Source organism: Nocardia halotolerans, from assembly GCF_042650145.1.
Taxonomy (GTDB): Bacteria; Actinomycetota; Actinomycetes; order Mycobacteriales; family Mycobacteriaceae; genus Nocardia; species Nocardia halotolerans.
The window spans coordinates 1-11,498 of record NZ_JBHSDL010000016.1 but is presented as its reverse complement, the minus strand read 5'-3'; the positions used below and the strand labels follow the sequence as shown (position 1 = coordinate 11,498).

Annotated in this window: 9 protein-coding genes; 5 read left to right on the top strand and 4 right to left on the bottom strand. The window is 66.8% G+C overall.

The genetic code is table 11. From position 1 onward, the window contains the following. Positions 1 to 38: 38 nt before the first annotated feature. Positions 39 to 761: an NAD(P)-dependent oxidoreductase gene (locus tag ACFO5K_RS18225; RefSeq protein WP_378564056.1), complete on the top strand. Its 723-nt coding sequence runs from the start codon at positions 39 to 41 to the stop codon at positions 759 to 761. Positions 762 to 777: 16 nt separating this feature from the next. Here ACFO5K_RS18225 and ACFO5K_RS18220 read toward each other — a convergent pair whose 3' ends face one another. Beyond that, on the bottom strand, positions 778 to 1,464 hold the full coding sequence (locus ACFO5K_RS18220) for a response regulator transcription factor (protein WP_378564053.1): 687 nt from the start codon (positions 1,462 to 1,464) through the stop codon (positions 778 to 780). 515 nt (positions 1,465 to 1,979) lie between these two features. Between ACFO5K_RS18220 and ACFO5K_RS18215 the strand changes: the two genes are divergently transcribed. From ACFO5K_RS18215 to ACFO5K_RS18205, 3 genes are all read left to right on the top strand, one after another. Beyond that, positions 1,980 to 2,669, top strand: a complete 690-nt coding sequence (locus tag ACFO5K_RS18215) for a response regulator transcription factor (RefSeq protein ID WP_378564050.1) — start codon at positions 1,980 to 1,982, stop codon at positions 2,667 to 2,669. A 255-nt stretch (positions 2,670 to 2,924) separates the two neighbouring features. Beyond that, a complete protein-coding gene (locus tag ACFO5K_RS18210; RefSeq protein WP_378564047.1) occupies positions 2,925 to 3,398 on the top strand; it encodes a hypothetical protein in 474 nt (157 codons plus the stop codon). A gap of 107 nt (positions 3,399 to 3,505) precedes the next feature. Beyond that, positions 3,506 to 4,783, top strand: coding sequence for an NAD(P)/FAD-dependent oxidoreductase (locus ACFO5K_RS18205; protein WP_378564045.1), 1,278 nt, complete (start codon positions 3,506 to 3,508; stop codon positions 4,781 to 4,783). A gap of 3 nt (positions 4,784 to 4,786) precedes the next feature. Here the strand turns inward: ACFO5K_RS18205 and ACFO5K_RS18200 are convergent, their stop codons facing one another. Then, on the bottom strand, positions 4,787 to 5,263 hold the full coding sequence (locus tag ACFO5K_RS18200; RefSeq protein WP_378564042.1) for an SRPBCC family protein: 477 nt from the start codon (positions 5,261 to 5,263) through the stop codon (positions 4,787 to 4,789). A 191-nt stretch (positions 5,264 to 5,454) separates the two neighbouring features. On the opposite strand from ACFO5K_RS18200, the gene ACFO5K_RS18195 reads away from it, so the two are divergent. Continuing rightward, on the top strand, positions 5,455 to 6,369 hold the full coding sequence (locus tag ACFO5K_RS18195; protein ID WP_378564039.1) for a 3-oxoacyl-ACP synthase III family protein: 915 nt from the start codon (positions 5,455 to 5,457) through the stop codon (positions 6,367 to 6,369). Between the two features lie 22 nt (positions 6,370 to 6,391). Here the strand turns inward: ACFO5K_RS18195 and ACFO5K_RS18190 are convergent, their stop codons facing one another. Continuing rightward, positions 6,392 to 7,117: a thioesterase domain-containing protein gene (locus ACFO5K_RS18190; RefSeq protein WP_378564036.1), complete on the bottom strand. Its 726-nt coding sequence runs from the start codon at positions 7,115 to 7,117 to the stop codon at positions 6,392 to 6,394. Positions 7,118 to 7,243: 126 nt separating this feature from the next. Next, positions 7,244 to 11,488: a type I polyketide synthase gene (locus ACFO5K_RS18185; protein ID WP_378564033.1), complete on the bottom strand. Its 4,245-nt coding sequence runs from the start codon at positions 11,486 to 11,488 to the stop codon at positions 7,244 to 7,246. Positions 11,489 to 11,498 lie beyond the last annotated feature (10 nt).

Below are 11,498 nucleotides of genomic sequence, written 5' to 3'. Positions count from 1 at the left end.
TCCGCACCATCAGGTAGGCACGAACAACAGGGGAAACAATGAAGATTGTCGTATTCGGCGCCAGCGGGCCAACCGGTCTCAATGTAGTTCGTCAAGCGATCGGGAGCGGGCTGGAGGTAACCGCCGCAGTGCGCCGCCCCGATGACTTTCCCATCGCCGATCCGCTGCTGCGGGTCGTAGGCGCCGACGCACGCGACAGCGATTCGGTCGCCGCGGCGGTGGCGGGCCACGATGCGGTGATATCAGTGCTGGGCGGAAGCTACACCCTCAAGCCCGTATCGATTTTCACCGAAGGTATCGGAAATATCATGGGGGCCATGGCTCTACACGGTGTCCGGCGGCTCGTATGCGTGAGTTCGGTGTGCGTCGCCGGCACTGCGGCACCAGGCGAAACTCTACTTTTCCGGACGGTACTGCTACCGATCCTGCTGACGCTGGGGCGAACTGCGTACGCGGACATGGGTCGTATGGAGGCCGCCGTCCGGAACAGCGGACTCGACTGGACGATCGTTCGGGCCTCCGGCCTCTTCGACGGCACCGATATCACTGACTACACACTCGCACCCTCCAGCATTCCCGGCCGATACACCTCGCGGTCCGATCTGGCCGATGCGCTGCTGCGCGTCACCACCGAGAACTGCCATGTCGGCGCGAGCGTCGATGTCGTGACCACCACTGGGACACCGCGCCTGTCCGACAGCTTCCAGCGGCGTCGGCCGACTACGCGACCCGGAGCCGACCTGTCGGTCGACCGGAAGTGATGAGGCGGTGTCGCCGCTATCCGGTGCCGGCGATGGGACCAACCGATCCGCGGATCTCGGCGTCGCACACGAGCTTGAATCCGACGCCGCGGACCGCGATAATCCACGAACCGGTTCCGAGCTTCGAACGAAGACTGCTGATATGCGTGTCGGCCGTGCGTCTCGACCAGGTATGGCCCCATACCGTGCGCATGATCTGGTCCCGTGGCACGACCCGACCGACGTTCTCGGCCAGCAGGACCAGCAGGTCGAATTCCTTGCGCGTCAGCTCGACTCCTCGATCGAACACCGTGACCTCGCGGGCCGAGACATCGATTCGCAGTACTACCGGCTCGGCACCGGACGCCTGGGGCGGCTCTCGGGTCGACCAGCGCCACACCAGTGCGTCGACCCTGGCCGCAAGTTCGCGGAAGTGATACGGCTGCGCCAGATAGTCGTCGGCCCCCGCCTGCAGCGCGAGCACGCAATCCAGTTCCGACTTGCGCTCCGCCGTGACGATGATCGGTACGTCGTATTCCGCGATCTCGCGGCAGACGTACAACCCGTCCACATCGGGCAGGTCCAGACTCAGGATCACTACGTCACAATCGGAGCACACCAGGACCGCTTCCAGCCCGGATCGAACCTGCGTCACGTCGTGCCCCTGACGCACCAGGTCGGTCGCCTGCGCCGCACACCGTTTCGCATCGCCGTCGATGATCACGATTCTCGTGCCGGGTCGACGCTCCGATCCCACGACTTCCGGCTCGCCGGAGCCACTCGTATTCACCGAAGACGAATCATCAGACCACACGTCGATTGCCCAACCCTCCCCAGATTGGAGCTGCGCGTCCACGGGATCCGAACACTCCGCCAGAACTGGAGGTCATGCTCGACGAGGTCGCCGCTCGCTGGCACGGCCGAGACTACCAGAGGGTAGCCAACTCGGCATTTTCGCGACAATCGTCTCAATTGTGTTGGTTTGCTTGCTTTTTCGAGAGATACTGACGCGGGAGTCGGCGTTTCGGTCGAGCGGCTGCGCGCCGCCGGCCGCCACAGATGCCTGGGGGGCCACCGATCGACTTCGCGGCCGATGCCGCCCGCGACCGACCGCTTCAACGTGTCCGGGCCGCGGGCACGCCGACACGCCGACAGCACCATCTCGGCAGGCGAAGACGGGAACGAATGACACTCCGAAATATTGGAACGAGCGGGCCATCGGACACGCGGATTCTGCTCGTGGAAAGCAATGCGCGCGAGCGCGAATCGCTGTCGCGCAAGCTACAACGCCACGGCTACCCGGTGACCGCGGTGGACACCGGCGCAGGCGCCCTACGGCGCCACTACGAGGCGGCCCTGATCCTGCTCAACGTGGACCTGTCCGATCTCGACGGCATCGAGATCTGCCGCACCGTCCGCGATTCGAGCGCTGTTCCGATCATCATCGTGACCGCGCGGGCATCGGAGTTGGATCGGATCCTCGGTTTGCGTTCGGGGGCCGACGACTACATCGTCCATCCGTACGGAACCCGGGAGCTGATCGCCCGTATCCAAGCGGTTACCCGCAGATGCCGTACCTCCCAGCACAATTCGGCTTCCGCTGGTTCGGATCTGTTGCGGTATGATCAGCTCACCATCAATTCGCGGACGCGCCGGGTCGAACTGTCGGGCACCCCGCTCAAGATGACCCGAAAGGAGTTCGACCTCCTGCTGTTGCTCGCTGCCAATCCCGACACGGTCATCGATCGACATACCATCGCCGACCAGATCTGGGACGGATCGCTGTCCAGCCGAACGGTCGATACCCACGTCAACAATTTGCGCAAGAAGCTGAACTGCAACGACTGGATCATCACAGTGCGCGGCGTCGGCTTCCGGTTCGCCACCGACGTGGGTTGCGGAATCGAGGACGACAACCTTTCGGCATGAGCAGGCAGCCCCAGCGCGGCAGGCGGTCTCCGACCAGCGGTCGGCAGTTGGGTTCGAGCTTCTCGAGATCCTTGTCAACTCGATCTCCCGGCGTCGGGAGATCGAGCATCGAGCTGACACCGAATACGCTGGTACACAGCGTGTCCCAGCTGGCCGAGGACTGCGCCGACCCTGCGAGCACCCGGCTCCGCGACATGACCGCGCCAATTCGCTCGGATAGTGGGCCCGACGCAAGATCGCAGATACACTGCCTACATGGTTGAAGCGCGGGCGCAGCAGATCATGCAATGCCTTCCAGAGGAATTTCTCGAGTTCGCAATGGACGTGGAACGGTATGCCGAGGTCGACGACAAGATCGGCCGATTCGACTGGGTTCGGCGCGAGGGAAACCTGGTCGAATTCAAGTTCAGACCGGCCATGCCGGGAATCCCCGGCCCGGCGCCGAAGATGATCGCGCAGGGCCGGCTCACGCCCGGCAAGCGCGTCGATGTCGGGATCGCCCCGTTGCCGAACAGTCGACTGTGGCACGGGTTGATGAAGTTCAATGCGAGCTTCGTTTGCGAGCCTGTCGAAAACGGCACCCTGGTGACCAGAACGATGGCGGCGGAACTTGTCCCGGCGGTACGTTGGCTGGTCGATCCTATCCTGCGGCGCAATCTCCCCGGCAATGTCGAGACCGAGATTGCGCAGGCCAAGACTTATATCGAAAAGCAGACCGGCCGAGGGTGAGCGCCGGCAGTACGCCGGTGGACTTTGTCGGCGAACTCCCCCGAATGTAACGATGGGCGGTGGGTGCCGTTCACGGCATCCGGTCGCCCAACTCGGGGAGAGTTCAAATGAACGACGACTATGACGTAGTGGTAGTGGGCGCTGGGCCGGCGGGCTCCGCGGCGGCGATTCTGCTCGGTCGCGCCGGCTTGCGGGTCGCGCTGATGGAGGCGCATCGCGATCCGGGCACCTATAAACGATTGTGCACCTCTTCGATTCGATCGAGCGCACTGCCGACCATGCAGCGCATCGGCTTGGACAAGCTGATCGAACAGGCCGGTGGTGTGCCCTCCCACGACGGATATCTGACCCCCTACGGCTGGTTGCGCACACCGCGCACGAAAGACCGCCCGCCGCACGGATACAACATTCGCCGCGAGGTCCTGGATCCGCTGATCCGCAACGCCGCAGCGGAACTGCCGCAAGTCACTCTGATCATGGGCGCCAAGGTTCGCGAACTCACCCGCGACGAACTCGGCCGCGTCGACGGGGTAGCGGCTAACGTGCTCGGGAAAGAGCGGCGGTTGCGGGCGCGCCTGGTGATCGGTGCGGACGGACGGCACTCGAAGGTTGCCGATCTCGCCGGGCTGCCCGGACATCGCTCGGCGAACTGCCGTTCCTGTGTGTTCGCCTACTACCGCAACGTGACGGTCCCGGCGGACCGGACGCTGAGCATCTGGTTGAAGATGCCCGAGATCGTCTCGATCGGGGCGATGGACGACGGCCAGGTCGTCCTCGCCGGGTTGCTCGACAAGAAGCAGTACGCTGCGGCCCAGGACAAGGAAGCAGCGCTGCTGGCCGCCTACGCGAATCTGTCCGACGTGCCGGAACTGGCAGATGCCGAACGGGTCTCGGACGTGATCGGCTACCGCGACTATCCCAGCATCACACGCCGGCAGATCACCGCACCGGGAGTCGCGCTCATCGGCGATGCCGCGATGTCGGCCGATCCGGCGGAGGGCGCCGGGTTGGGCTGGGCACTACAGACGGCGGAATGGCTCAGTGACGCAGTCGCGCGACCACTGGCCGCGGGCGCGCCGGGCCGGATCGACGCGGCGGCGCGCCGCTATCAGCGCACGCACCGGTTCCGGTTGTGGCCACATCAGCTACAGATCATCGATCTGAGTCGGCGTCCCGAGCTGTCGATCATGATGCGGGTGCTGTTGTCGGCGGCCGTGCACGATTCATGGGTGGGCGCGCGGGTGACCAAGGCCGTCACCCGCAACGCCTCGATGTTCACCGCCCTGAGCCCGTTGTTTCTGGTCCGCTCGCTGGCCGCCGCACTCCAGCAGCGCCGCGCCGCCGGCACGTCCGCCGCGGCCGCAGTTTCGGCTCAGGCGTTGTAGGCATCATGTGTTGTCGGTGCTGTTGCGGGCCTCCAGGTAGTCCCTCGCGTGTTCGATCTCGGCCTGGAAGTTTGCGGGCAACTTCCGCCGCAGTATCGGCTCGAGTACCCAGCCCAGTACCGGAATCACGTCCAGCGCGGTAGAACTCGTGACCAGCGTCCGGCCGTCCACGGGCGCGCAGACGAAGCTGCCGGAATATTTCATCACCAGGTTCGCGAATTTGTTCATCGGCCGTGGCGCCAGCATAAGATCGATGCGCTCGCCTGGCACAAGCGTCAGTTGGAGCACCATTTTCGGCATCGGTCGCGGCAGACCTGGGAGCGCTGGCCTGAATTTGAAACGCACGATATTTCCCTCGCGCCGGACCCAGTCGATCGAAGTTATCTTGTCATCGACTTCGGCATAGCGCTCGACGTCCATGACGAAGTCGAGGTATTCGTCGGGGGAACATTTCATCAGTTGCTCTACGACCACATCCATACCACGGAAAGGTACGGCGCCGGCCGGGCACCGGCAAACTCGCACAGCCCGGACACGTTCCGGCACAATGGGATACACAGATTTCACCAGAAGAGGATCTTCACATGCGACCGATGAGCATCGCCGCATTCGGCAGCTATCTCCCATCCGAGGTAATCGCCCCGGACCCCGTTGCGGCGGAACATGATCCGATGGCACGGAGTCCGCTGTTCCGGCTACCGGATGCCCGTCACCGGGTCGCCCCCACCGAACGGGCCGCAGACATGGTGGCCGCGGCCGCGGCGCCGATGTTCGAACGGCTCGGCGTCGACCCTGCGGGCAACGTCGACATGCTCATCACGAATACGTTGCTGCCCGACGAGTGCATCACCGGATGCGGAGCCGAATCGGCCTATCTGCTCGGCTGCGATCCCCGCTTGGTCCTCGACCTGCACAACGGCGGCTGCGGTGCCTTTCCGTACATGCTCAGGATCGCCCGGGCGATGATCGCCGCGGGCGAGGCGAGAACCGTGCTGCTGGCCAATGTACAGAACACAGCCGGCCAGCTTTTCGCCCAGCCCGAACTCAGCGCGAAACAGAGCGCGGCGATTTCCGGCGACGGGTGCGGGGTCGCTTACGTCACCGCCGACGACCGCTCCCCCGTACTCGGCGTCCACGTGCGGAACACGCCGTCGTTTGCACCGGACATGTCGCCCGCGACCGGCGACGGTCGCAAATACTGGGCCGCCGGAGCCGGCGAGCTCGAGATCGTCTTCGATCAGGACAAATCGAAGGAGATCATCGATCGGGGCAACCGGCTGATTCCCGAGGTCGTATCGGAACTGTGTCAGGAGATCGATATCGACCTCACCACGGTCGACTTTCTGGTTACCAATCAGCCCAATCGGCTGTTCCTGCGCAACTGGCGCCGCACGCTCGGGTTCGTGGCCGACCAGCATCTCGATACCTTCGACCGGTACGGAAACCTGTACGGCGCGGCAGTTCCGGTTACCTTGGACACCGCGATTCGAGAGGGCAAAGTGCCCGACGGATCGCTCGTGGTGATGGCCGGGTTCGCACATGCCGGAGACTTCGCCGCAGCGGCCGCCCTGCGCTGGCACAACTGAGGCGTGCCCGCGCCGGGCACCGCTATCGAGGCAGCCAATCCTCGATGGCTCGGGCGGTGGCCGGAGAGTCTTCGGCCAGGATCGAGAAGTGGTCGGCGGGTACCTCGACGACCGTGTCGGCCACGTCCCAGGTCGGCCAGTCCGCAACGACGGACCGTCTTCGTGCGCGCACCATAAGGGTCGGCGCAGTGACCGGGCCGGGTTCCCACTCATCGAGCAAGCCCAGATACGCGCCCATAGCACTCAGATTGCTGTCACTCACCAGCCGACCGCCGACATCGCGGTCGAGTACGCCGCCCAGGGCCCAGGCGAAGGCAGATTCGCGGTCGGCGGGCTCAGGGTTGACCGTGTCGACCATTACGATCCCGGTGGCAGGGCGGCCGAATTCGGCCAGTAACTGTGCCACCGCGTGTGCGAGGATGCCGCCGACCGAATAGCCGACCAGAACAAACGGATTGTCCGCGGCGGCCGAGCGTGTGGCGGCGGCCAGGACGGCGATGGCGGCATCCCAGCGGGCCGGGATCGCACCTGCGGCCTCGAAGCCGGGCAGAACCAGCGCCGAGGCCTGCGGTCGGCGAACGAAACATGTTGCCAGCCGCGCGAATTGATGCGCTCCGGATCCGGCGACGAATGACGGTAGACAGATCAGCACGGGCGGCTCGCCCTCGCTGACGAGCCGGGGACGTGGCTGCTGAACGAGCTGCGCCGCAGTGGCGAAACCGCGTCGCCTCGTGGCCGCCGCCCGCACCAGCGGCGTGGTGTCGATGAGACGACCTGCCGCATGTGCCCGGCGAACGGCCCCCGCCAGCCCGACCGCGTCGGTGGGTGTTCCATTACGCCGCGGCTGATCAGGTAGCGATCGATCCACCATTGTTCAGCGCACCCCCAGATCGTTGTCGATGAGATCGAAGATCTCCGTGGCCGTCGCATCCCGGATCTTTTCAGTCTGTTCCCCGTTGCCGTCGGCCTCGAGTTCGCGCTGAACGGCACGTAGGCGTTCGGCCAACCGCGCACGCTGGTCAGCGGGCGCCGACCGCACCAGCGCGACGATCCGCTCCAGTTCGGCATCGATCGGGTGCGATTGCTGCACGTCACCGCCGTGCTCGCCCATCAGTTCGAGCAGCCGCTGCGCGACCGCCCTTGGATTGGGATGGTCGAAGACCAGGGTGGGCGGCAGCGTCAGTCCGGTCGCGCGGCCGAGGCGGTTACGCAGTTCGACAGCGGCCAGCGAGTCGAATCCGGATTCCTTGAATGCCCGATCCGGCTCGATCGCCGCCGCACCCGCATGGTGCTGGAGCACCGCCGCGGTCTCCTCCGACACCAGCTGCAGCAGCTGACGCAGACGTTCTGGATCGGCGAGCCCCGCCAGTCGAGCGCGCAGAGCATCCGCCGTTGCGTCCGCCCGGCGCGGCGCCGGGGGCACCAGGCCATGCAGGATCGCAGGCAGCCCGGCGTCACGGCCGCGGACCCGCAGTGCACCCATATCCAGCCGCATCGGTGCCACTACCGGCATATTCGTCGACAGCGCGGCATCGAACAGGGCCAGGCCCGCCGCCACGGGCATGGCGAGCACCCCGCCGCCGGCCAACCGGGCGACGTCCAGATCGGTCAACTCCTGGGTCATCGACGTCGAGTGTTCCCACAGGCCCCACGCCATCGAGACAGCCGGCAGCGCGCGCTGGTGGCGCCACTGTGCGAGCGCGTCGAGGAAGACATTCGCCGCGGCGTAATTGGCCTGGCCCGGACCGCCGAGGATGCCGGAGGCGGAGGAGAACAGCACGAATCCGGACAGGTCCAGCCCCGCAGTGGCCTCGTGGAGGTTCCAGGCCGCGCTCACTTTGGCGGCCAACACCCGCTCGAGTTGGGCCGCTGTCATCTCTGCGACCGTCGCATCGGCCAGTACACCCGCGGCGTGCACCACAAATCGCAGCGGATACTCGGGTTCGATCGATGCGATCAGATCCGCCACCGCCACACGATCCGCCACATCGCAGGCTACGATCCGCACTCGCACACCGTGTTCGGTGAGTTCGGCGACCAGTTCGTCAGCTCCCTCGGCAGCCGGGCCGCGCCGACAGGCCAGCACCAGCGAGCGCACCCCGTACCGCACCACCACGTGCCGGGCCATCAAGCCGGCCAAACCGCGTGGACCGCCGGTGACCAGCACGGTCGACGCGGCGTCGAACACCGGTGCCGCCAGGATCCGCGCGGACGATCTGGTCACGCGGGGAACGCTGGTGCGGCCGGAGCGGAAGGCGACCTGCGGCTCAGCGGTCGCCAGCGCCGATTCCACTCCCGTCCACGCCACCGTGGTGTTCGTCCGCGATTCGGTGTCGACGAGGACGAAGCGACCGGGGTGCTCGGCCTGAGCGCTGCGTACCAGGCCCCACACCGGCGCCACCGACACGTCCGGCGTTTCCGTCGCTCCGGTCGCGATCGCCCCGGACGTCACGATCACCAGACGGGATCGCGAGAACATCGGTGTCGCAAGCCATTGCCGCACGATGGCGAGCGTGTGCACCAGTTGCGCGCTCACCGCCTGCGGCACGGGCGCCGTGGCCGCCGGGATGGCCAGCACCACCGCCTCCGGTACCGGCGCGCCCGCTTCGACATCGGCTTCGAGTGCCGAGAGGTCGGCACATCGGCGCAACCCGGTCAGCTCGTCAGGATCGAAACCCGGTTCCAGCACAGCGAATTCGCGGCGGGTGCCCGATGCGGGCGCGGCGGTCTGCCACCGGACCTCGAACAGCGATCCGTCCTCCGGTCGGCTCACCGCGGCCACCTGTGCCCGGGAAACCGGTCGAGAGGCCACGGACCCGACCGAAACCAGGACGCGCCCTGAGGCATCGGCACCGGTCATCGACACCGTGTCCGGGCCGGCGCGGCGCAGCCGTACACGCAGGGTCTCCGGCGCACCGGCGTCGGCGCGCAACCACACGTCGGACCACACGAAGGGCAGCACCACACCCGCCGGATGGTCTGCTCGCGTCGGCTCCGTGTCGCGTAGTCCCGCGTGGAAGGCCGCGTCGAGCAGTGCCGGGTGGACCGCGTATCCCGCTGTCGATGCCGACGTGCGGATCTCGGCGAAGATATCGGTCCCGGACCGCCACATCGCACGCAGCCCCTGGAACGCGGGACCGTAGCCGAATCCGCGCGCCGCGAGCGCGTCGTACCACCCCTCGACGTCGACCTCCTGTGCGTTCGGCGGCGGCCAGGTGCCGGCCCACTGCGCATCGGGCGGGCTGTCGGTCGCGGCGACCAGCACGGCCGAGGCATGCCGCACCCATTGGCCGTCCTGACCGGGCATCGCGTGCAGCGTGAATTCGTGGCGGCCGTCGGCGTCGGGACCGTCGACGGCGAGCTGCACGGCGACGACGCCGTCTTCGGCGACGACCAGCGGCGCCTCCAGCATCAGTTCCGACACCACTGGGCAGCCCACCCTCGCCCCGGCGACGGCGGCGAGTTCGACCATCGTCGTGCCGGAGACGAGCACTTCGCCGAAAACCGCGTGATCGGCCAGCCACGCTTGCCGTGCGGTCGACCAGCTACCTGTCCACAGCCACTTCGATCCAGCGGCAGGCCGGAGCTCGCCGGCGAGGAGCGGATGTGCCGTCGGCGCCAGCCCCAATTCCGCGATGTCGCCCAAGTTTTCCCCGATGGCCCAGTAGCGCGCATGGTCGAAGGCATACGTCGGCAGGCTCACCCGGCGGGCCCCACGCCCCGCGAAGAGCGCGTGCCAGTCGACATCCACACCGGCGACATGGGCTTGCGCCAGCGCACGCAGCATCCGGCGCGGGCCGCCCTCGTCACGACGCAACGATCCGAGGACTGAAGCGCCGCCCTCGGTGTCCGACGCGGTCTCCTCGCTGCCGAGCGTGAGCAGGGGGTGAGGCCCCACCTCGATGACGACGTCGTTGCCCGCGTCCAGCATGGCACGCAGCGCGGGTTCGAACAGGACAGGTTCACGCAGGTTGCGGAACCAGTACTCACTGCCGAGTTCAGTTGTCCGCATGGCTGTTCCGGTGACGGTCGAGTAGAAAGAGACGGTGGCCGGACGCGGGCGCAGGTCGGCAAGGGCGGCAACCAGCGGTTCGCGCAGGCCGTCCATCGCAGGCGAATGCGCTACGAAGTCGACCCCGTCCACCAGCCACCGCATGATCGCGGCGCGAGCCAGCACTCGTTCCAGCCGCGCCAGCGGTTCCCGTGCACCGGCCACCACTACCGCGCGCGGGCCGTTCACCGCGGAGATCGAGACTTCGCCCGCGAATTCGCCGATCATGGCGCGCACCGAATCCGCCGAGTCCACGATGGACAGCAGGGCACCGCCAGCGGTGCCGTGTTCGGCTATCAGCTTGCTGCGCACAGCGACGATCCGCGCCGCATCCGCGAGGGAGAGCGCACCGGCGACACAGGCCGCGGCGATCTCGCCCTGTGAATGTCCGATCACTCCGTGTGGCCGCACACCGAAGGACTCCCACAGCGCGGCCAGCGACACCATGACGGCGAACAACACCGGCTGAACCACATCGACCCGGTCGAGGGTGGGCGCGCCTGCCGCACCGCGCAGTACATCGTGCAACGACCAGTCGACATGCGGGGCCAGCGCCTGCTCGCACGCATTGATACGGTCGGCGAATACCGGTGCGGTGTCGAGCAATTCAACCGCCATCCGGGTCCACTGTCCGCCCTGACCGGGGAAGGTGAACCCCACCCGGCCGGACCTGACCGCCCGGCCGGTGACGACATCGGCCACGGCGCTGCCCTCGATCACTGCATCGAGTGCGTCGAGCAGTTCTGACCGATCGGTGCCGATCAGCACTGCGCGGTACTCCAGGCCGGCTCTGGTCGCGATCAGTGAATAGCCGATGTCGAGCGGGTCAAGATTCGGGTCGGCCAGGATCATGGCCCGCAGCCGACCTGCCTGAGCGGTCAGTGCCGGAGCAGTTTTCGCGGAGAGCACCCAGACGATCGGTCCGGTGGCGAACGCCGGCCGCGGTTGTTCGACCGGCTCGGCGGCGACCGGCTCAGGTGGCTGTTCCAGGATCACATGCGCGTTCGTCCCCGACACCCCGAACGACGACACCCCCGCCCGACGCGGCCGACCAGTCTCAGGCCACACCCTCGACTCC

Coding starts and splice junctions, on each gene's coding strand:
- ACFO5K_RS18195 (WP_378564039.1), top strand. CDS start 5,455: ATGGCACGGAGTCCGCTGTTCCGGCTACCGGATGCCCGTCACCGGGTC.
- ACFO5K_RS18225 (WP_378564056.1), top strand. CDS start 39: ATGAAGATTGTCGTATTCGGCGCCAGCGGGCCAACCGGTCTCAATGTA.
- ACFO5K_RS18210 (WP_378564047.1), top strand. CDS start 2,925: ATGGTTGAAGCGCGGGCGCAGCAGATCATGCAATGCCTTCCAGAGGAA.
- ACFO5K_RS18200 (WP_378564042.1), bottom strand. CDS start 5,263: ATGGATGTGGTCGTAGAGCAACTGATGAAATGTTCCCCCGACGAATAC.
- ACFO5K_RS18205 (WP_378564045.1), top strand. CDS start 3,506: ATGAACGACGACTATGACGTAGTGGTAGTGGGCGCTGGGCCGGCGGGC.